Annotated in this window: 20 protein-coding genes; 1 reads left to right on the top strand and 19 read right to left on the bottom strand. The window is 56.9% G+C overall.

The genetic code is table 11. The features are described from left to right. Positions 1-282: 282 nt before the first annotated feature. The 17 genes from NZ823_08130 to NZ823_08210 all read right to left on the bottom strand — a co-directional run bounded on the left by NZ823_08130 (position 283) and on the right by NZ823_08210 (position 18036). Positions 283-837 (bottom strand): GNAT family N-acetyltransferase, encoded by a 555-nt coding sequence (locus tag NZ823_08130; protein ID MCS6805095.1) that lies wholly within the window; start codon positions 835-837, stop codon positions 283-285. Between the two features lie 18 nt (positions 838-855). After that, positions 856-1839 (bottom strand): NAD-dependent epimerase/dehydratase family protein, encoded by a 984-nt coding sequence (locus tag NZ823_08135; GenBank protein MCS6805096.1) that lies wholly within the window; start codon positions 1837-1839, stop codon positions 856-858. A gap of 234 nt (positions 1840-2073) precedes the next feature. After that, positions 2074-2298 carry a DUF350 domain-containing protein gene (locus NZ823_08140; GenBank protein ID MCS6805097.1) on the bottom strand — a complete coding sequence of 75 codons (225 nt, stop codon included), beginning with the start codon at positions 2296-2298 and terminating at the stop codon, positions 2074-2076. 36 nt (positions 2299-2334) lie between these two features. Beyond that, positions 2335-2952 carry a DUF1517 domain-containing protein gene (locus NZ823_08145; protein MCS6805098.1) on the bottom strand — a complete coding sequence of 206 codons (618 nt, stop codon included), beginning with the start codon at positions 2950-2952 and terminating at the stop codon, positions 2335-2337. A 51-nt stretch (positions 2953-3003) separates the two neighbouring features. After that, on the bottom strand, positions 3004-4425 hold the full coding sequence (locus tag NZ823_08150) for a hypothetical protein (GenBank protein ID MCS6805099.1): 1422 nt from the start codon (positions 4423-4425) through the stop codon (positions 3004-3006). A gap of 11 nt (positions 4426-4436) precedes the next feature. Further along, positions 4437-5711 (bottom strand): glutathionylspermidine synthase family protein, encoded by a 1275-nt coding sequence (locus NZ823_08155; protein MCS6805100.1) that lies wholly within the window; start codon positions 5709-5711, stop codon positions 4437-4439. A gap of 27 nt (positions 5712-5738) precedes the next feature. Further along, the gene (locus NZ823_08160) at positions 5739-6062 is read right to left on the bottom strand and encodes a hypothetical protein (protein ID MCS6805101.1); all 324 of its coding nucleotides are present in this window, start codon (positions 6060-6062) and stop codon (positions 5739-5741) included. A gap of 292 nt (positions 6063-6354) precedes the next feature. After that, on the bottom strand, positions 6355-7458 hold the full coding sequence (locus tag NZ823_08165; GenBank protein ID MCS6805102.1) for a GNAT family N-acetyltransferase: 1104 nt from the start codon (positions 7456-7458) through the stop codon (positions 6355-6357). Positions 7459-7470: 12 nt separating this feature from the next. Then, on the bottom strand, positions 7471-8139 hold the full coding sequence (locus tag NZ823_08170; protein ID MCS6805103.1) for a M15 family metallopeptidase: 669 nt from the start codon (positions 8137-8139) through the stop codon (positions 7471-7473). A gap of 561 nt (positions 8140-8700) precedes the next feature. Further along, the gene (locus NZ823_08175) at positions 8701-9912 is read right to left on the bottom strand and encodes a molybdopterin-binding protein (GenBank protein ID MCS6805104.1); all 1212 of its coding nucleotides are present in this window, start codon (positions 9910-9912) and stop codon (positions 8701-8703) included. 119 nt (positions 9913-10031) lie between these two features. After that, a complete protein-coding gene (gene asd / locus NZ823_08180; GenBank protein ID MCS6805105.1) occupies positions 10032-11084 on the bottom strand; it encodes an aspartate-semialdehyde dehydrogenase in 1053 nt (350 codons plus the stop codon). Next, a complete protein-coding gene (locus NZ823_08185; protein MCS6805106.1) occupies positions 11081-12310 on the bottom strand; it encodes an aspartate kinase in 1230 nt (409 codons plus the stop codon). The genes asd and NZ823_08185 overlap by 4 nt, the downstream gene beginning before the upstream one ends. Positions 12311-12333: 23 nt before the next feature. Further along, positions 12334-13233, bottom strand: coding sequence for a homoserine kinase (thrB, locus tag NZ823_08190; GenBank protein ID MCS6805107.1), 900 nt, complete (start codon positions 13231-13233; stop codon positions 12334-12336). A gap of 5 nt (positions 13234-13238) precedes the next feature. After that, on the bottom strand, positions 13239-14306 hold the full coding sequence (gene thrC, locus NZ823_08195; GenBank protein ID MCS6805108.1) for a threonine synthase: 1068 nt from the start codon (positions 14304-14306) through the stop codon (positions 13239-13241). A gap of 322 nt (positions 14307-14628) precedes the next feature. Then, the gene (locus NZ823_08200) at positions 14629-16836 is read right to left on the bottom strand and encodes a hypothetical protein (GenBank protein ID MCS6805109.1); all 2208 of its coding nucleotides are present in this window, start codon (positions 16834-16836) and stop codon (positions 14629-14631) included. A 5-nt stretch (positions 16837-16841) separates the two neighbouring features. Further along, entirely contained in the window at positions 16842-17327 is a 486-nt protein-coding gene (locus NZ823_08205) for a glutathione peroxidase (GenBank protein MCS6805110.1), read from the bottom strand. A gap of 148 nt (positions 17328-17475) precedes the next feature. After that, the gene (locus NZ823_08210) at positions 17476-18036 is read right to left on the bottom strand and encodes a thioredoxin family protein (GenBank protein MCS6805111.1); all 561 of its coding nucleotides are present in this window, start codon (positions 18034-18036) and stop codon (positions 17476-17478) included. A 164-nt stretch (positions 18037-18200) separates the two neighbouring features. Here NZ823_08210 and sucB point away from each other — a divergent pair, with 164 nt between their 5' ends. After that, positions 18201-19547, top strand: a complete 1347-nt coding sequence (sucB, locus tag NZ823_08215) for a 2-oxoglutarate dehydrogenase, E2 component, dihydrolipoamide succinyltransferase (protein MCS6805112.1) — start codon at positions 18201-18203, stop codon at positions 19545-19547. Positions 19548-19842: 295 nt separating this feature from the next. On the opposite strand, the gene NZ823_08220 is transcribed toward sucB, so the two are convergent. Then, the gene (locus tag NZ823_08220) at positions 19843-20625 is read right to left on the bottom strand and encodes a cadherin-like domain-containing protein (GenBank protein ID MCS6805113.1); all 783 of its coding nucleotides are present in this window, start codon (positions 20623-20625) and stop codon (positions 19843-19845) included. Beyond that, the coding region (locus tag NZ823_08225; GenBank protein ID MCS6805114.1) for a right-handed parallel beta-helix repeat-containing protein at positions 20622-22153 on the bottom strand (1532 nt) is incomplete at its 5' end. The genes NZ823_08225 and NZ823_08220, both read right to left, overlap by 4 nt.

Genomic DNA, 22153 nt, shown 5'->3' on the forward strand with positions numbered 1-22153 from the left:
GGCCGAATTCTTCTAAGTGCCACACTTCCATTGACTTAAGTCCTTGTGATAACCCCCCTTGGTTTCGCCGATGCGAAACACGTAGGGAAAGACTCGCAATTAAATTGTCAAAGATCAAAAAGGTGGCTCATTTATACAACAACTGCCCGATGATGGCAACCCCCCATGCATTTTTTTGTGAAGGTCAACGTAGCTCACACAGATTGCGGGAGGTGGATTGATAGATTCAGGTTGACCGGCGGCTATGAGCAAGTGAGCTGGCGGATTCAAAGGCGAGTGGTATCACGCAGCAGGGTGATTGGCGTCGGGCCATGGCTGAGGCGGTTCATCGGGCAGTTCTTCTTCTGTGACGACCTGTTTGAAGATTCGCATGCCTCTGGCCTGATAATTTTTCAGCGCGGCCGGATGATCCAGTGTGCACGTATGCACCCACACGCGAGCAGCGCCCATTTGCCATGCGCGTTCGATAGCGGCTGTCAGCAGCCAGCCGCCGATGCCTTTACCGACGAAGGCAGGGAGCAATCCGAAGTAAGCGATTTGGACATTGCCGTCGGCTTGCGCTTCGAGTTCAAAGTAGCCGGCCGGTGTGCCGTCAACGTATGCCACCCAGGTTTCCAATTCGGCTCGATTCAGGTATTGCATCCATTGGTCGTAGGTCCAGTTCAGCCGATTGATCCAGTACCAACGCGCGCCCACTGCTGTGTAGAGGAAGCGATTGAATTCTGGGCAGGGGATTTTCGCTTGCATCAGGAGGAGGTTGGGGAGTTGCGCCTTGGCGGGACGCAGTGCCGAGCGGTCGGTCATTTCCAGGTGATAGGTGATTACTTCTCTGCGCATATCACAGGTGATCGGTTATCAAGCTGGGTGGAGTTGCTGCATCAAGACGCTCAATGTGTCGCGCAAGCCCTGTTCGAGCGGTCGCACGGTGAAGCCGAGTTCGCGTTGGGCCTTTTCATTACTGGCAATGTAAGTGACGCCGGCGGCGACGCGCAAACTTTCGGGATGATAGATCGTTGGCAAGGGCAGCACGTAGCTAATCGGTTCCATCAGTTTTGACATCAGGCGCAGCATAGCCGGACTGACGTGCAAGCGGGGCGCTCTGACGCCGGTGATTTTTTCAGCTAGCTGGAAGACTTCGATCATGGTGTGGGGCGGACCGCTGAGGATGTAGCTTTGACCGGGTTGCCCCTTTTCCATAGCCAGCAGGTGGCCCCGCGCGACGTCTTCAACATGGGCCCAGCAAAACATTGTGCCGCGCGGCAGCATGGGCAGGCGGCGACGCAGGTAGAGCTTAAAGGTTTTGGCCATCGCGCTGTTGTCACCTGGCCCGTAGACCACGCTTGGTTGAACGATGACCAGTGGCAAGCCGGCTCTGATCATCGGCTCGGCCACCTGGTAATGCGCCAGCCACTTGGTTCGATCATATTCACTCAGATGTGGGCCCTCATAGCGATAGGATTCATCCACCAGCCGGCCGCGCGTATCAGAGAAGACGGCAATGGTGCTCGTGTAGACGCCTTTGTTGATGCCCAGTTCCTGCATCAGTTGCAACACATTGCGTGTGCCTTGAACGTTGATTTGTTCGGCCAAGCTGCGATCTCTGACGCCGACCTGGTACCAGGCCGCCAGGTGAAACACGCCATCCACGCCGGTCATTGCGGCTCGCATGCTGGCTTTGTCGGTGATGTCGCCGGTGACCAGCTTGATGCCAAGCGCGGCCAGATGCGCGGCACGCTGCGGCGCGCGCACCAGCGCCACCACGTCATGGCCTGATTCGACTAATTGCCGGACAAGAACGCCGCCGATGAAGCCGGTGGCGCCAGTGACAAAGTATCTCATCGAAATGGCTCCTCATTGATTGCGTCAAAGTGGCTAAGTAGGTGGACAAAAGTTCTGGGACATGTCGGGGGACGAGACGTTTTGGCGTGCGGTGACGTGTCACCGCTTTCCGCCCAGAGCTGCGATACGTCGCAGCAGTCCAAAAAACGCCCCGAACTTTTGTCACGTTACTTAGCAAGTTGCATCAGTGGACAGCGCATGCTTGGATGCCTGCTTCATGTGATGAGCTCCTTGTTAGCCGGTGATCGAAGCGACAATGATCATGGCAATGCCAATCATCACCGAGGCGATCACAATGGCCAGTGCGATGTTTTGATCTTCTTCAATCTCTTTGCGAATAGAAAACGGCGCCACTTTGTCCATGAGAAGAAATGCAAGAGCAAACAAAGCCCAGCCGATCACCGTGTACACCACCACATTGAGGATCGCTTCAAGCAGCGGCAGAACCAGTAACACCATAGAGACCTCCTTGTAGCTCGTTGGTCTTCGCGCCGCTCACGTCAGCACGCGCAGATAACTCCAACCGCCGGTCATCAAATCTTCCTCTGATAAGCCGTCATCAGGGCTGCCGGGAATGACAAAAACCGCGTCGGCCAAAATGGTTTCAGGGTTCAGGTACAACAATCCATTGACTAACTGAGCAATCGTTTCGCTGCGCCAGAAGAGTGATTCGTCTTCGATTTCTGCCGGCGGATACGGTTCACTCAACAACAACGCAATCGTCACGGCCACATAGTCTTTGTCGTGTGAGAGCCGAAACATGCCGTCCACCGTCTGATCAATTTCTTCGTGTTCGGTGGCCATCATGGCGGAGAGTTCAGCCGTCCATGAATCAAATTCAGCTTCGGCTTGATCGCGTCCGGCGATGTAATCCCAGAAGACTTGATGCCAGTATGGTCGTTGTTCGAGGAGCAGTGCGACCAGTCGTTTGATGTAGCGTCGCTTGGCCGCTACGTCCTGTTGTGCTCCGTCTGGGTCGTTAATGACGGCGGCCAAACGGGCGCGCAGCGTGTCTTCGCCAAACGCTTTGATGATCAGTTGCAGTCCGAAGAAATAGATGGCGTCCTCCTGGCTTTGGAAAAGACTTTTGAGCCATGATCGTCGTGTCATCATGAATGCTGACTTCAATAGTCTTTGGTCGCTGGTCTGTCGTTTCTCCAGCCATCATCCGCCGAAGCGGCTGCTGCTGCGTCCGAACGAGCCAGAGCGGCCTGCACGGCTTGAGCCGAGCCGCGAAAAGAATCCTCGACCACCGGATGCGTAGTAACCCGACCGCCCGGCGCGCGTGCCGACCACCTGGCCGGAGGAAGAAACACGCACCGTTGTGCGCCCGAATCCGCTTGGTTTACTGCGACCGACGCCGGTGGCAACGCTGCCGACGCGCGCGCCGGTAAACATCGTTGGACGCGGGCGCGGCGCGTAGCGTGGGGGCGACACTGTTGGTTGAACCGTAGTCGGCGGCGGCGTGCGCCACCGCGTGTACTGCGGATAGGTGCGCGTGTAGTACGGCGTGGGCAGCCAAATGGGATAGGCATGGAAGAAGTAGTGATGGGTCGCTTCACTGCCGCCATAGTAATACCGTCGTTGCGATGCGCCCTCAACAACTTCATCCACTGGTTGAAAATCACTGAGCGGCAGAATCATCATGTTCAGCCCTTTGTTTTTGTAGTCCACGAAATCTTCGTTCAGGTCATCGAGTTCATCGCTCCGCGTGCGGTCGGGCATGATGTAGATCACGTTTTTGATGCCTCGTTCTCGGAGCTTTTCAGCCGACGGCAGTTTGGCCAAGTAGCGATTGTCAAATTGGGTATCAGCGTCGCTGTAGGGAGCCAATCGGTTGGAATCGAGCAGAAAAACGGGCGGCGCCGTTGCTGAGACTCGCGCTTGTTTCTCCTGAATTTCTCCAGCATAGTACAACATCGCTGCCAACGTTTCGTGCGATGGCGTGACACCGAGTGGATGCGGGAAATTATCGAACTGCGTAACGAGTTGTCCGTGTTCAGCCAGGCCGGCGCCGAGCGCGAGCGTCTGGCGTCCCGGCATATCTACGATGAACGCCGTTTCACCGGGATTCTGTGCGTTCGCCAAAAAGTCTTGCGCCAGCGTTTGACCGCGCTCATAAGCTTCTTTCATATCCGGCGTGAAGATTGGCGACAGTTGTTGACTGAGCGATGATTGGCCGAGCGACTGAATCAACGTTGGAACGAAGTAAGGCAGCCAGGTTGGGTGCGGCGGCTGATAGGCTTGCAACATGGCCGTTGGAGCTAAGTATTTTCTCCACGCAGAGGAGTGTTGTGAGTCAACCGACTGCGTGCCTGTTAAGGTCAGCTTTTTATCTTCAGAGCCGATGTTCCATCCGTGTTTCTGTTGCAGCGCCAGTGAATCTTCGTCAATATCCGTTGTGTCATCGGACAATAACCATGCGATCGCGCCGAGACCGACGGCGGCGCCGATGGTGCCGATGATGAAAGTTCGCCGCGATGCGCGCCACCATGACTGCGGCTCCTCGGAGCGATACTGAAGCGGCTCCCGGCGGTGCACGCGTCCGATGCTTGTTTTGCGTCGTTCACCGAGTTGATCGCTCATAGGATTCACCTTTAACGAGCAACGAAGGTTGGAACGGTCAACGCCGTGTATTGTGTGCTTTGAGGTGACAGCCGGGTGAAGAACCCGCTGGCCGTCCCGCCTATGAGGAACACGCCATAATTGGTTAGACGCCCCATCGGGTCTGGCTGAGCGTGAAAGAAGCGTTGCGCCACGAATCGTTCAGGCAGGGCGTGGTCAATTGTTTTCTGCCAGAGTTCATCGCTGACAAAGGGTCCGCAGATGGTTTCTTCGCCTTCGCATCCGTAATCGCTTTTGAGCACCCACTGCGTGCGCTCAGCGCGGAGGCGATCCGGCGAGAGACTGCTCATGCGATAGGTCTGGGGGATGTACTGACGAATCCAATGTTGTGATCGGCGCGAAAAACGGTGCTGCTCTTCCCAGAAAAAAGCCAGCGATAACTTGTTTTGCGTGATCACTGCGCCAAATGGATTGACAATCGTCACCTCGCCGCAGATGTCGGCTGTGAGCAACGCGCGCAGTGGCTCGTCCAACGGATCAGGATCAAGGTAATCGGGCGCATCATCCCAAACGGGCAGGCGCTCGCCCCACCAATCAGTTTTATAGTGGCGAATCACCAAATCAACCGGCTCGCCCAGCACTGCAATGCCGCGTCGCGTTCGATGGACATTGTACGGCGAGCCATGCACAACCGCGATGCCCGACGCTTCCAACCACTGCGTGAACAACGTAATCATGCCCAGGTCTTCGGTCAATTCAGTTGGATAAATGATGCCAACCGAGGTGAGCGGTTTGTCAGTGCGTTTGGCATGACTCTCGCGCAACATCGCGATAAACCGCCTTTCCAGACCTGCGTTCGGATCATCAACGTCACCATGACGGGGCTGTAACAACTGATTGAGGATGACCGCTTCAGGCTGACCCGATGGCGTGTCGCTGTTCAACTCGCAGCAGGCAATCCGACCATCCTGACACAGAAACAAATCGGCGCGGGCTATGCCGTGCCACAATCCACCGGCGGCTTGCCACATGGCATACTGACACGGCGTTAAATGATAAAACTCGGTGAGCAACGTTGGCTCATCGAGCAAAATGCGCACGAGTTCTTCATGCAGATACGCGACCCGTTCGGCGGCTACGGCCAGGCTGTTGGCGAGACGAGGGCTCAGCACCACGCCTTCCAGACCGAATCGCTCAACCCCGTCAAACCAGGGGTCAGAGAGCACGCCGGTCTCGTAAATAGTGCGGGCAAACGTTGTATAGTCAACCAACGGACCGCTCGATGAACTCTTGCTTGGCTCTCTCACAACAACTCTTGGCTCCCCGCCTGACCGCTATACGGTCGCTTTGTGAATCTGCCGCTTATAGCGGTGAATCTGTCGCCGGATCAACTTAAGCTGTTTGTGATCATGCGCCATCAACGCTTCGTCGCGCTTCTTTTTGAGTTCTCGAATCCGCGCTTTGATTTCAGCTTTGTTGACGCCGACGACCTGATGATGCACATGCATGTCAATGTGCAATGCCGTGCACAGCGCCTTCAGCAGGTGATCTTTGTTCAGTTGTGTGTATCCTCTGACGGCTTCGTGATCCACGCCGGCGGCAATGTCACGAAGCTCGGCCAACGTTTTCTTCTTGAGTTCTTCGTAGGTGTACGCCATGGCTGTGTTCCTCCAGTTGAAAACATGAGCCACCGCAACGAGTCAATTTAACCGCTCCTCTCGTCTGTGCGTGATTTCATAGCCTAATGGGTTTGATGACGGTTGGTCAATACGCTGCATGGTTAAGAACAAACCGGCTCCGCTGGCAACAATCGCCGCTGAGGGCAACAGACGGCACAAAGGGGGCAGGAGGTTCTCGGTAGATTTTGTGATCTCAGTGGCTCCGTTTTCATCCGTCGTGGTGGCTCCGTTTTCATCCGTCGTGGCGTGTGAGCATCCTGCAAGCTGTTCGTCAAGCGAGATTCTTCCGATAGATGACAAAGTTTCTGGTTACCTTTCCGCCCAATTTTTCAGCCGTTCGACGCGACGGCCAGTTATCATCGAGCACAATCGTATAGCTGGCCGTAGTGTAGCCGCGCTCAATCATGGCTCGGTAGCTCTGGGCGGCCAGCGCCAGGTTGATCCCGCGACCGCGATAGGCTTGTCTGACACCGATAATCAGCAAGACGCCATGATCAATGGCGCTGAGCGCCTGCTGAAATTCCTCAGCGTGTTGCTCAAGCGACATGCCTCTCATGCGATGAACTGCCTGATTCAAATCGGGCAGGGCGTAGACAGCGCCGACGGTTTGTCCGTCCAGCTCGGCAAACACGATGAAATCCGCCACGAGAAAATCCTTCAATCCACCTATCAGCCCGTGCACCATCGCCGCGCTCAATGGGTGCATGCCCCAGTGCGCCGAGAAGGTGTCGTTAAACACATCGGTGAAAATTGCCGTCTCATGCTCCATGTGATCGAAGTTGAACGAGCGAAGCCGCACGCCATCACGTGAGACGCGCTCAACCATCTCGTGATACAGCGCCGCCAGCGCCGGCGTGAATTCAATTTGATACTGCACAGCGCCGCGCTCAGTCTGAAAGCCAGCGTTCTTGACGTAGCTGTGATAATAGGCCGGATTGTAGGTATGGAAGACCGTTGGAACGGCTTCATAGGCATCAATCGTCAACGGGGTTTGCCAGCCCATCAACATTGAGAGTCGAACGGCTTGACAACCCCGTTCGCCAAGCCACCGAAACGCTACCTGCATCACTGCCTGCACCGCTTCATCTTGAGCGGGCATTGCTTCAAAAAACAAGATGTGTCCCAGATGCTCGCGATGATGACGATTGTAACCTTGCTCAACGACAGCCGTGAGCGCCGCCAAGACCTTGTCGCGTTGCTCGACCCAGAATGCTTGAACCTCTGCTTCAGCCGTATGAGGTAATTGTTGACTGAGCAAACTCACGAGGTAGTCCGGATCAGTCGGCGTCCAGTAGGGATTGTCGCGATAGACGTCAAAACCGAATGTGGCGTAATGTTGAAATTCCTCGACGGTGCGCAGCGCATGAACACGCATGACAGCCTCCGGCTAGTGCGGTATTTCTGAGAAATCAATGTTGAGGATCGGATACAGCTTCCAATCCTTGTAATCATAGTGCCACCATTCATGTTCGTAGACGGTGAATCCTTCGGATTCCATCGCCGCGCGCAACAGATCACGCAGACGACGCGCTTTGGCTGTGCCACCTTGATAATTGATGTGCGAGCGTTCGGTCATCTCGTCGTACGCGCTGGGCATCTGCACCTGCTTTCCTGTTTTCAACTCAAACAGGGAGAGATCAACGGCGCAACCGCGATTGTGGCGTGAGCCTTCAGCCGGATTAGCCACGAAATGCTTTTTGTCATCAGGCGTCTCATCCCAGAAGAGCTTGGTCACCGACCATGGCCGATAGCCGTCGAAGATGACCAGCCCATAGCCTTTTTTCCGCAGCTTGCGATGGACGCGCACCAGCGCTTCGGCAGCCGGCCGTTGAAGAAAGGCGCGAGCTTGCTTATACACCGGACGACCGAGGAAATTGTTAGCCGTCGCATAGCGAATATCCAGCCGCAGCGTTCGATCTAGCTTGATCAGTTCCACCAGCTCAGGTTGGCGAAACTCACCTTGCTCGCGCGGCGGTTCCTGCGCCAAACACACCGGCGGCAGCGTCAACAAAAGAACAAACCAGATGATAATGAACAGGCGTCGCTGATTCTTCATAATCACCTCATTGCGTCATTCCAATTGCGGAGGGCAAGACCATGTTGATGGAGCGGTTTCCTTATGAATGTAGCCGGGCTTTTCAAAGCCAAGGGCATAAGAGCGTTTTTCAATTGCATTTAGCCTGGTTGCCCCGCATCTTATTGCGGGCTGATGCACGCTGCAAGCGCGCCCTAGCATAAACTCATTCACAAATCGCTCCAAGCTCGTGGAGTTTGGATAGAACGCGGATGAAGCGGATGCGGCGGATTTTCGCGGATTGATCCGTGTTGATCAGCCCAATCCGTGTCATCCGTGTTCCATCAGCTTGTTCACTTCGAGCGATTTTCAATTGCATTTAGCCTGGTTACCCCGCATCTTGTTGCGGGCTGATGCACGCTGCAAGCGCGCCCCAGCGTAAACTCATTCACAAATCGCTCTAAGTGAGCACGGGTTTTGGAGTGCGGTGACGTGTCACCGCTTTCAAAAGCTGCGCCGCGTCGCAGCACTCCAAAGACGGTCGCATGGCGCTCTCTTGACGCAGCATTGCTGGAAATTCATGACATTGGAATTTGGCTTTTTTCAAGCCGGTGGCCGCAGCAGGAGGACCTGCACGGACGCGCCCGCCGGCAAGCTTTCCACGTCCGCCGGAATTTCCAACAGGCCGTGCGCCCGGAGCACCGACGAGAGGCGACTGGCGCCGCCGGGCAACTTGAAGACGCGCCAGCCATCACCATCTGGCTCCAAGCGAACGCGAATGAATTGAACAGCTCCGCCAGCCGATTTGATCGGTTCGGCCAAGCGACCTTCAACATAGACTGCCGGTTCTGACGGCAAGCCCCAGTAACGTTCCAGCATTGGCTTGAGAAACAGACGAAGACTAATCCAAACAGCCACCGGATAGCCCGGCAGTCCGATGACCGGCTTGTGGCCGATACATCCAAGCAGCAGCGGATGACCCGGATGATACGCCACACCATGTACAATGACACGCCCTACATCAGCGACCACCGTTGGCGTCAAATCATCGCGTCCCATTGAAGTGCCGCCGCCGACAAGCACCAGATCGAATCGCGCGACGGCCTCCAGCAGCGCCGATTTCAATTCAGCCTGATCGTTAGAGACGCGCGCGCCAACGTCCACTTCAGCGCCCCAGCACGTGAGATACCCCGTCACGATGCTTGAATTGGTCTCAGCAATTTGGCCTGGTTGCAACTCTTCTTCTGGAGGCGCTAACTCTGAACCGGTCGGGATATAGAGCGCGCGCGGTCGTCGTTTGACCCAAACTGAATAAACCGCGCCGCTGAGCAACGCCGCGATGGCTTCCGGTGTGATCCGGTAATGAGCCGGCACAATCGTTTCCTCATCCTGAAAATCTTCGCCGACAGCGCGCACGTTTTTGCCGGCCACCGCCGGTTGAGAGATTTGAACGACGCCGGCTTCCAGCTCGGTGACCTGTTCGACCATGATGACGGCATCGAATGGTTCGCTGATCGGATCGCCCGTGTTGACCCAAGCAAAATCCTTTGGCGCCCGTAGCGTCAGGGGTGACGATTGACTCGCCGCGCGCGTTTGCTCAGCGCAAACAGCGATGCCATCCATCGCCGCGCTCCGATAGTGTGGAACCGCTCTCGCGGCGCGATGCGGGCGACTGGTGACGCGCCCCAACGCTTGGCGCACCGGGATCAATTCTTCCTGAGTGGCGAAAAAGCCAAGCTCCTCCACCGCGTCAAAAAAGAGTCGCTGCGCTTCAACGAGCGGCGTCAACTGGATGTGACGTCGGCGACTGCTCACAGCTCACCTCCGGCCTCGTGCCAACTACGGAGAGAAAGACCACGTTCATGAAGCCAAAAAGCATGGCGGCACATGAACTGACTGAGCGCGAATATGCGATCTTCGCTTGGCATTTGGTATCACAAATAGCCTTTTGCTTTGAGCAATTCAGCGTTGAGGATGGCCGCGCCGGCTGCCCCCCGGATCGTGTTATGGCTCAGAACCAAAAACTTATAATCCAGGACCGGACACTTTCTGACCCGACCGACAACCGTTGCCATCCCGTTGCCGGCGTCGCGATCGAGGCGGGGCTGCGGACGATCATTCTCCTGCCGCAGAATGATGGGAGCGGACGGGGCGCTGGGTAACGCCCACTGGGCCAGCGGCGACGTGAATGAACGAAACGCTTCGATCACTTCGGCCTCATCAGCCGGTCGGTTCAACTTGACGGAGACTGTCTCCAGATGACCATCGCTCACGTTGACGCGATTGCACTGGGCGCTGACGCGAATCGGCGCGTCAATGAAGGCGTTCTGCTCAAGGCGGCCGAGCAGCTTTCGCGTCTCGGCTTCGACTTTTTCTTCTTCGTGATGGATGTATGGGACGATGTTATCAATGATGTCGAGCGAAGCGACGCCTGGATAACCGGCGCCCGAAAGCGCTTGCATGGACGTCATCATGACGGCTTGCACGCCGAACCGGCGATGCAGCGGCGCCAGCGCCATCACCAACCCGATCGTCGTGCAGTTTGGATTCGTGACGATGAACCCGCGCGTGTACCCGCGACGCCGTCGCTGCTCGGCAATGATGTCGAGGTGCTCAGCATTAACTTCAGGGATTAACAACGGCACATCGGCATCCATTCGATGAGCGCTTGCATTGCTGATGACCGGATAGCCGGCCTGTGCAAACGCTTGTTCAATCGGTCCGGCCACGTCTGTCGGCAAACTGGAAAGAACAAAGTCACACTCCAGATTCGGCTCAGGCGGCTTGACGATCAATCCCTTCACGCATTCGGGCATCGGCTGAGGCAGCTTCCACGCGCACGCGCGCTCATAGGGCTGACCGACCGAGCGGTCTGACGCTGCGAGCTCGCTCACCTCAAACCAGGGGTGATTTTCCAACAATTGCACAAATCGCTGACCGACTGTGCCGGTTGCTGCCAAAATGCCAACTTTCAACTTCCGTGTCATCGTCTTCGCCTCGTGAGAGTATCAAGCTTGAAGGCCTGATGAATTGCCTTGACGGCTTCGTTGACGTGATGCTTCTGGATGACCACCGAGATGCGAATGTGCGAGGTGCTGATCAGATCAATGTTGATATTCTTCTCGGCCAAGGCGCGAAACATCTTGGCGGCCACGCCCGGCGCATGCACCATGCCTGAACCGACAATGGAGACTTCGGCCATGTCGGCCTGGTAGATGACACCTTGCGCTTTGAGTTGCTGGCTGACCCGTTCGAGCACGCTGACAGCAGGTTTCATATACTCGCGCTTTAACACAATGGTGACATCGGTGACGTTGCCTTCACCGATGCTTTGGATAATCAAATGAACGCTGATGCCTTCACGTGCCAGCGCGCCAAAGAGCTTGGCGGCCACGCCTGGCCGGTCCGGTACTTTTTGAATAGCAATCTTGGCCATGTCTTTGTCGGCGGTGACGCCGGTGACAACCACTTGTTCAAGCATCTCTCCCTCCATCACAGTTGTGCCGCTGCCGAATGTGTGGGCTGGTTTGACTTTCAATGGGAAGCGGAATTTGGTGGCGATTTCCACGGCGCGCGGATGAAGCACTTGCGCGCCTGAGACGGCCAGTTCCAGCATCTCTTCATAGGAGATGTAATCCAATTTGACAGCCGTTGGCACGATATTCGGATCCGCGGTGAACACGCCGTCCACGTCGGTGTAGATTTCGCAGCTCTTGGCTTTGAGCGCTGCGGCCAACGCCGCCGCTGTTGTATCCGAGCCGCCACGTCCGAGCGTCGTAATCTGGCTGCCTCGACTGACGCCCTGAAAACCGGCGACGATCACCACGCGCCCTTCGCGCAACGGTTTCAGAATGCGCTGCGTCTTGATCTCACGAATCTTTGCCTCGCTGTGCCGACTATCGGTGATGATGCCGCTTTGCGAGCCAGTCATCGAGATCGCTCGACCGCCAAGTTCATGTATGGCCATCGAAAGCAGCGAGATTGAGACCTGCTCGCCCGTTGATAGCAGCATATCCATCTCTCGACGTGGCGGGTTATGGGAAATCTGTCGAGCCATCTCGATCAATTGATCGGTAGTGTGGCCCATCGCCGAAACGACCGCGACGACGGCAGCCCCTGAGCCTTCGACCGACAGAATCCGTTCGGCAACGCGTTTGATCTTCTCCGGCGTGCTCACGGATGTGCCGCCGTATTTTTGCACAATGATCTCCATAAGCTCTCAACACTAGCTCTCTGTCATGGTTCGATAAAGCATGCGCCGCGTTCTTCGATGTCGAGGATCAAGACCTCAGACTCGATACCATGACGCCTGAAGTTGGATTGTAGCAGTTCGCCAATAGCTCCGAAGTTTTGCTCGGCCAAAGCCAGCAGGCTTGGTCCGGCGCCGCTCAAACTGACACCGAGCAGGCCGGGCACGCCTCGCAACTGCAAACTCTCTTCCAATCCCGGAATCAGCGCCTGCCGATATGGTTGATGGAGCCGGTCCTGCATGGCTTCCGCGATCAGCGTTGGCTCGGCTGTGCCTAACGTGGCTGCCAGCAAAGCGACACGTTGCAAGTTGAATACCGCATCGGCGCGGGAATACTGCGGCGGCAACACCGACCGCGCTTGGGTTGTGGCTAACGCGAAATCGGGAACCACGATGACGGCTTTGATCCTGGGCGAAATAGGAATTTTCGTATGAAGACTCTCTCCTTGTTCAGTCACACAGCAAGCGACAAGTCCGCCGAACATCGCCGCTGTGATATTGTCCGGATGCGGCTCAATTTGCAGGGCGTAATCGAGCAATTGGTGGCGCGACAACGCAAGTTGGCCCACTGTGTTAGCAATTAAGACGCCGGCCACAACGGCAGCGCCGCTGCTGCCCAATCCCCGTCCAATAGGAATCTCATTGTGAACGTCCAGCGTCAAATCGGGCAATCGGACACGGTGGCGCTCAGCTACATGCTGGATGGCGCGACAGAGCAAGTTGGTTTCATCGGTAGGAACGCTCGTGGCGTCTCGCCCGCGATAGATCAATTGAGGCGCGCCCGGACTCTCTTTGACGACCACGGTCAAATAGAGCTTCAGTGCTAGGCCAAACACATCAAAGCCAGGCCCTAAATTCGCGGTCGTAGCTGGAACGCTGAGTTTCATAGGTGTCACTGCTCTAATCCCGCGGCGCGAGCCACCGACGTGACGTCGGGCTTGGCGGTAATCACTTTCTGCTTGGCCATGGCCAGCGCCGTATCTTGATCTTTTAATCCATGTCCTGTCAACACGCAGACAATTGTCGCGCGAGGCGTGAAGTAGCCGGCTTTGGCCAGTTTGATCAGCCCGGCCACCGATGCCGCCGAGGCTGGCTCGGCCAGTAGCCCTTCGCCCTGCGCAAGCAGCTTATACGCGCGCAAAATCTCGCGGTCGCTCACTGTCGAGATCAAGCCGCCTGATTGATCTCTGGCGGCCAGCGCATGTTGCCAACTGGCCGGATTCCCAATGCGAATGGCGCTGGCCACTGTTTTGGGATGCGCCACCGGATGTCCACGCACAATGGGCGCCGCGCCGCTAGCTTGAAAACCGAGCATGCGGGGCCGCTGCTTGATCAGGCCGCGCTGGTGATATTCGCTGAACCCTTTCCAGTAGGCTGTGATGTTGCCGGCATTGCCCACAGGCAGGAGCAGATAATCCGGCGGCCGGCCGTCAAGTTGCCGACAAATTTCAAACGCGGCCGTTTTCTGACCTTCCAGCCGAAATGGGTTGACCGAGTTGACGAGGGCGACCCGACAGGTTTTTGCTATCGCTCGCACAGCTTCCAGCGCATCATCGAAATTGCCTTCAATGGCGACGACGCGCGCGCCGTGCATCAGCGCTTGCGACAGTTTGCCGAGCGCATAACCACCCTTCGGCAGAACGATCACGCACGTCATCCCTGCTCGCGCCGCATAGGCAGCCGCCGACGCCGCCGTGTTGCCGGTGGAAGCGCAGATCACTGTGCGAGCGCCCTCCCACGCCGCTTGTGAGACGGCGACTGTCATGCCACGGTCTTTGAACGACGCCGTCGGGTTCGTGCCTTCATACTTGAAGTAAACGTCAGCCTTCAGCCCAAGCCACGCTGCGATATGCCGTGAGCGAATCAACGGCGTGTTGCCTTCCAGCAGCGTGATCGCTCTGACCCCATCTGCCAGCGGCAAAAATTCGCGGTATTCGTCAATAACTCCCTTCCACGTCATCAAAAGGCTCGACATTGTAGGGTGATTGTTCACAGCAATCAAGGAATCATGAAAGGCGGACCTCTCTCCCATGAGCTCCGCTCGCCACGAAGAATGAAAACGGCGCACAGGCGGGAACGCCTGTGCCACATTCTCAGAGGAATCGCCCCTATGCAACAGCACACCACGAAGCATGAAAATGGCACACAGGCAGGAACGTTTGTGATACTGTTTCGGATTTGGTGCTTCGCATCGGGGATTTCCAACTTACTTCGGATTTCGGATTTTCAACTTGTTTCGGATTTCGTGCTTCGGATTTCGGATTTCCAACTCGTGAGTGTGCTCACTCCGCTTGCACTGCCTTCAATGCTCGTTCTGTGGCCCGCAGCAGTGGTTCGGGCGATAGCGGGCTGCCAGTGGCGTGCATCATCCATTGATCGGGCGTCACGCTGCCATACGTCGCCATCCGCTCAAACTCTGCGCCGAGATTCTTGCTACGCGCGATTTGCTCTTCAATCTGAAAGGCGATCATGTGGCCAAGCACGTAATCGGGCAGGTACATCATCAGGTTGACCATGTGAGAATAAATGCCCAGGATGACTGAATCCTTCACCCCGAACACCGGCGCGTAATACTGGTTCCACACCTCCTGACTGATTTTGATCGTCGCTTGGCGTAACGCCGCCGGCGTCGCGTTCGGGTGCTCATACATCCAGCGCCAAACTTTCATATCAACCAATGCTGGGCCGGCGATTTCGTATGTTTGCCAGTAATCGTTCAGCACGCGCAGCCGCTCTGATTCAGCATCTGGCTTAGACAGGCCCAGCAGCTCCAGGTCGTTTTTCTGAAACACAAACGCCAGCGCTTCAGTAAACGCGTTGTTCGGCACGCCGGCCAGCACGGTGTAATCCACGTTGTAGAGCGAGAATACTTGTTCGACATTATGACCCATCTCATGAACGGCGATGTTGAAGCCTTTGTAGTTCATTCCGTCTGCTTCAATGCGGGTGCGCAGTCGGGGCTTAAAGCCGCGTCGCAGCGCGGGCATAGCGTGTCCCGCGCCACGCGATGGATCAACAGCGATCAAGTCCGCTAGGTATTTGGCTCGTTCTGGCGTGAAGCCCAGCTTGACCAGCAGATTGGGCATGTCAGCCGCGTAAGCTTCAGCAGTCGGGTAGCGTTGGCGCACGATGCGGTCTAGTTCTGCTTCGGCATATCGCGCGCGCGGCAGAAAGCCGTTGTACCAGATGTCGAAGGGTTCGAGCTTGCGCCTCAGTCGCTGCTCGATCAACCGAGCCAGTTGCCCGGCCAACGGCGATGTCATGATCTCTGTGAACATCTGTTCGACGCGCGCTTCGGGAATCTCGCGGTGCTCATCGAAGCGGCGGGCCATCAGCGTCGGCGCATGAGGTGAGTACACGTCCTCTTGACGCGCGGCATGGAACGTAGCCAACAAATGGCGATAGCGAGTGTCCGGTTCGCGCGCATTGTCTACGGCGGTGCGCCGCATCGGGGGCGCATTCGCTTCAATCGTCTCAGGCGGCGCAGGACGAACCTCGTTGGTGTACGGATTCCAGTCAACGCGCGGATTGTTGATCACAATCTGCGGAATTGTCTGGGTCACAATCCGCTCCATCACTTTGGCGATCAGGCGCTGCTTATCGAGACCATCGGGCTCGGCGTAATTAGCTTTCAACTCATCCCGCAAATTCCAATGCGAGATCAACCGCAGGCCCTTGGGGAACAACCGTCGGCCCTGCGCGTCCAGCAGATGGTGCATCCAGATGTTGTACTCAGCAATATAGGCATCGCCGGCCTGAACGGCCTGCGTCACCGCTTGCTGCACCTGGGCAGGCACGCGGCGGGAGAACCGCTGCGCCAGTCGCACTTCAGCCCATTGACGCCGCGTCCAAGAAGGCCCGTCGCGCAATCGTTCCTCCAGAGTGGTCAATGGGAAATTCGCCAACACGACAAACGCGATCTTGTTTTTGAATAGGTCTTCGATCACATGCGCCGACGGATCATAGGCAGCGAACAATTGATCAATCGGGCGAATCGGGCCAACGTCCAGATCAACCCAGTGGCGCAGCTCGCGGGCCAATTCGTTCAGATACCCGCCGATTTGCTCCATCGCGTACTGGCACCGCTCAAACGTGGCATCCAGCTCAGCTTGATCCGCAATGAAATGCTCACGCATGAACTGGACGAATGCTTCGGCCGAGCCATCTTCGGGGCGCCACAGCGCGGCCACTTGCTGCACGCCGCGCTCAATGCGCGCTCGCTGCGCTTCTCCGTGTTGGGCGAGTAACGCTTGCCGGGCTTGTTCTACCGCCTTCAACGGCAGCCAGCGCGTCTTGCCGCGCTTGCGTTGGGCCAGTAACGATTGTTGCGCCGGCTGCTTCGGCGTCATTGTTCGCGCTTGGCGCGCCCGACTGGTTTTCGATTGTGTCTGCCCCATCACGCTACCCGCCCCGCTCCAACACACGAGCCAACCAACGAGCGCAGCCGCGACGATCCGACGCGCAGTCGTTGTATCTTGCATTGCTCTCATCGGCGCTACTCCAACGCGCGCTCGATCGCTTGAACGACCTTTTCACTTTCGGGTTTGTCGCGGGATTCAAAGCGGGCGATGATACGGCCTGTCTTATCCACGAGAAACTTGTTGAAGTTCCAACTGATCTTGCCTGCGAAAGCCGGGTTCGTCTCCGCGTCGGTGAGGAATTTGTAGAGCGGATGTTGATCGGCTCCCTTGACTGAGATTTTCGAGAACATCGGGAAGGTCACGTTATACCGGGTCGTGCAGAAGGTCTTAATCTCTTGATCGGTGCCCGGCTCTTGTCCGCCAAAATTGTTCGCCGGAAAACCCAGCACCACAAAGCCACGATCTTTGTAGGTCGCGTAAATCTTCTGCAACCCTTCATACTGCGGCGTGTAACCGCACTGGCTGGCGACGTTGACGATCAACATCACCTTGCCGCGATACCGATCCAGTTTGATTTCTTCTCCGTCAATGCTCTTCATGGTGAAATCGTAGATGGACATCTTCTTTTTCTCCTTCATGGATGTTGTCTGAGTTTGAGAGAAACCATACCCCGCCGCGCCGCTCATCACGACGATGATGAACAGCAGCGGTGTGATTACCTTTCCAATCGTTTGCGTGTTGATCATGCTTCATGCCTCCGCTGGAGAATCATTGTGACTTCCATTTGATGTTGCAGCCGATGCTTGGTTTTTGATCGGGGTTGACCGGCTCGCCTCGCAAGATGCTATCGAGCGCCGCGCGAATGTCACGCCCGGTCACAGGAATGAGATTGCCCGGCCGCGAATCATCCAACTGACCGCGATAGACGCATTTCAGGTCTTTGTCGAAGATATAAAAATCGGGCGTGCAGGCTGCTTGATAGGCTTTTGCCACCTCTTGTGTTTCGTCATACAAGTAGGGAAACGGATAGCCCAAACGCTCAGCCACTTCTTTCATCTTGTCAGGGGCGTCGTCCGGGTAGCCGACCACATCGTTTGAGCTGATGGCAATGAATGAAATGCCTTTCGGTTGATAGTCTTTCGCCAGTCGTACCAATTCGTGCTGAACATGCTGCACGTATGGGCAGTGATTGCAGATGAACATGATGACCGTAGCGATGTCTGATTTCAGCTCCTGCAAGCTCATCATCCGACCAGTCACCGTGTCCGGCAGCGTGAAATCAGGAGCGATTGTGCCGAGCGGTATCATGTTCGATGGTGTTGCAGCCATTTTCTTCCTCCTTGCAGTGAAAAATCAGACGTTCATTCTGCTCGCTCGCTCGATTTTTTGCAAGCGGGTGTCAATGACTTGCTCCCGAAAGAGCACTCTTTCATCGCGGCTCCAATGTTGGAACAGTGACCGACGCCCACACCATAGGCGACCCGCTCGAGGAAGTGCTATACTTGCCAGCCAATGTTCCACCTCAAGATGACGCCGAGACACGGAGACAAGGTATGATGACCGATATCTTGATGCCCCAGATGGGAGAGAGCATTGTCGAAGGGACGGTGACACGCTGGCTCAAAAAAGTGGGAGATCACGTCGAACGTGACGAGCCACTGTTTGAAATTTCCACCGACAAAGTGGATGTGGAGATTCCGTCACCCACGTCGGGCACGCTTGTTGAAATACTGGTTGAAGAAGGCAGAACGGTTGCTATCAATACCGTGGTGGCGCGCATTGGCGATGTGGCGGCTGCTCAACCGCCTGCTGCAACGGAGCCAGCTTCCGCCATCTCGCCATCGCCTGACGTAACATCAGCGCCGAGCCCCGCAGCGGCAAGCGGCGCAGCGCCGCCTCGCCGACAAAAACCGGCAACTGGCTTCCTCAGCCCGTTTGTCAGACGGATGGCGCGCATCAACAACATTGATCTTACGCAGATCAAAGGAACAGGCGCCAACGGCCGCATCACCAAAGCTGACATTGAAGCGTATCTGGCGTCCCGGCGTCTTGCTGTTGCAGCACCGGCGCCATCGGTTGAACCGGCTGCGCCGCCGGCGCCTGCGTCGGTTGCTGTGGCGCCGCCGCCACCGCAACGGCTGCCCGCCGGCGCTCGCGTCGAACCGATGTCAATCATGCGGCAGAAGATTGCCGAGCACATGGTCATGTCCAAACATACATCGGCGCACGTCACATCAGTGCACCGCGTGGACATGACACGCATCGTCAAGTTACGCGACCGCATCAAGCAAGAGTTTGAACAACGTTACGGCTTCGGTCTGACTTACTTGCCGTTCGTCATCCGCGCTACGGTGGAAGCGCTGCGTGCATTTCCCATCTTCAACGCTTCGATTGATGGAACCAACATCATCTATCATCAAGAAATCAATATCGGCATCGCCGTCGCGTTGGACAATGGGTTGATTGTTCCTGTCATTCGGCAAGCTGACGAGAAAACAATCGCCGGCCTGCAACGCGCTATCGTTGATCTGGCGACACGCGCGCGGACCCGCGCGTTGAAGCCCGAAGAGGTCGCCGGCGGCACGTTCACCATCACCAACCTGGGGAGCTTCGGCAGCCTCTTTGGCACACCTGTCATCAATCAACCGCAGGTCGCGATTCTGGGACTTGGCGCGATCGAAAAAATGCCGGTCGTCATCGAAGACGACGCCATCGCCATTCGCTCGATGGCTTACCTTGCGCTGACGTTCGACCATCGCTTGATTGACGGCGCGCTCGCTGGCCAGTTCTGCACTAAGGTGAAACAGGTGCTGGAGAACTTTCAGGAGACCGTCCTGTAACGCGCCGAGACAGTTGGAACCGCGTGGATTGATTTCGGCGCTGGCGAACTTTCAGGACACCTGGTTTTTGCCAGCGCCATTGGTATGGCCTGGAAACCGCGCTGAGGTGAGCGCGCCTTGCTAAAGCGATCAGGCGAAAAAGGTCCTCGGTCATCGGCCTTTGGTCACCTGCTCGTTGACGCATGACCGATGACCGGGGACAAGCAGACGCCTCCTCTCTGAACCTGTAGCAAGCTACTGCCAGAGGCCGACCCATCGCGCCCCGCAGAGCTTCCTATCCGGTTAGAGATGGCTTCTAGGGACAATCGCTGTCCTTGGTGAAGCTGTCGTTGATGATGAAGATCGGACCGGTCGAGCGCGGCGCTTGCAATCGCGCGCTGCCCATGTGCCGAAAGATGTCCGCCCCGCCTGAGATGAAATTGGCATCCCCAGGCCCACTGCGAAACGTGATCGTCGTCTCCGTCAGCGTGATCACCACCGGCCCCGTGAACGTCGCCCCGCCCGGCGTCTTCCACCGATACCTGTGCGTCCCAAGATTGACTGCCACGCAATGGCCATTGCGATCATCTTGCAGGAACAACAGGTCGTTGACCAATGTGGCCACCACCGCGGTGTCTGTCCCACCCTGGCCGTCGCCGATCGTGTAGCTGAACGAGTCCGTCCCGCTGAAATTTGTATTGGGCGTGTACTTCAACAGGCCACCACCCAGGTTCGTCACCGTGCCGTGCGCCGCCGCCGTGAAGCCGGTCACCGTCAACGGGTCGTTCTCCGGGTCGGTGTCATTGGCCAGCACGTTGATCGTCACCGGCACGTTCTCATCTGTGATGGCGCCATCATTGACCGCGTTGGGCGGATCGTTCACCGGGTTGACCGTGACGGTGGCTGTGTCCGTCCCGCCTTGTCCATCGCTGATCGTGTAGGTAAACGAGTCACTGCCACTGAAGTTGGCGTCAGGCGTGTAGGTCACCGTGCCGTTGCCGTTATTGACCACCGTCCGATTAGGCGGATCACTGACGCCGGTCACCATGAGCGTGCCGCGATCGGGGTCGCTGTCGTTGGCCAGCACGTTGATGATCACCGGCGTATCCCCCTCCGTCGTAACTGTGCGTCCACCGCGTTGGGCGGTTGATTGGCCGGCACTGTCACGCCGACGCACGCGGAGAACTCCGAGGTGTCGTTGGTCGTGTTGTCGGTGGCCGTGGCGGTGATGTTTTGACCAACGGTCAAAGCAAACGGCAACCTGACGGTGAAGGTCGCATTGCAACTGCCGTCGGTCGTGACAGCGGCGCTGCCCAGGAACGTCTGGCCTTCGCCATGACCTGACGGATCGCACGTGTTAACAGCGAAGAATTCCAGAATGAACGCGCGATTGGCGGTGCTGTTGAGCGTGCCTGTTATGGTTGTGGTGCGGCCCATGGAGGAGGCAGAAAGAAGCAGGGGAAAGTTCTGGAGACGGTTCGGCCCTGTGTCGCCATCGCATGCATCATTCAGGGTGACGCCTGCCGGATCCAGATCAATGCCCAAGCCGCCGTTGCTGTGGATCAAGTTACCGCGAATGGTATTGCCGGTGGCGGCACTGCCAAACATAAACACGCCGCCCTGGTCATTAAACGCGATCGTATTGCCCGCGTCAACAGCAATTCCGCCGATCGTGTTGTTAGGGGCGTGGAAAATGATTACGCCACGGAAGGAGTTGCCCACGTCGGTTGTGCCGCCCGCATCGGTGCCGATGAAGTTGCCTTGCACCAGGTTGCCGCTAGCACTATTGGTAAAAATCCGCACGCCGTTGTCGTTGTTGCCCGAGATGACGTTGCGCGCGGAGGTAGTCGTTCCGCCGATCGTGTTATTGCGTGCTTCGAGGATGAACACGCCATCCCTGAAGTTATCCAGGCGGGCCGTGCCGCTCGAATCGGTGCCGATGAAGTTGCCTTGCACCCGGTTGCTGGTGGCGCTCAAACCAAAGATATGCACGCCGTCCTCGTTGTTGCCCGAGATGACGTTGCGCGCGCCAGCGGTCGTTCCACCAATCGTGTTGTTGGTGGCGCCGAAGATGCGCACACCATGGCCGGCGTTATCCAGACGGGCCGTGCCAGTCACATTGGTGCCGATGAAGTTGCCTTGCACCTGGTTGCTGAATGAAGCGCGGCCATTGATCTCCACCCCGTCGCTGTTGTTGCCCGAAATGATGTTGCGCGCGGTGGTGGTCGTTCCGCCAATCGTGTTGGTAGGGACGCCGAAGATGCGCACGCCATCGTTGGAGTTACCCAGGTCGGCCGTGCCGGTTAGATTGGTGCCGATGAAGTTGCCTTCGATCAGGTTACCACCATTCGCCTCTATCACGATGCCATTGCTACCAAAGCGATTGATCACTAAACCACGCACAACGCTGCTGCCGGCAGTGATTAAAAGTCCGCTTGATACCACTCCTGCGCCCGCTCCGTCTAACTCGATGACTGGCGAGCCACTAAAGCCCGGCTGTGTCGTCCCGTCTATGGTCACCGGACTTGTGATCGTCGGAAGCTTTGTCGGTGGACTGATCGTCTTGGCTCCCGCTGGAGTGATATTAAACACGATCAGGTCGGCGCCCGGATTGGCGTTGGCATCGA

It is taken from the genome of Blastocatellia bacterium, from assembly GCA_025054955.1.
In the GTDB taxonomy this organism is placed as follows: Bacteria; Acidobacteriota; Blastocatellia; order HR10; family J050; genus JANWZE01.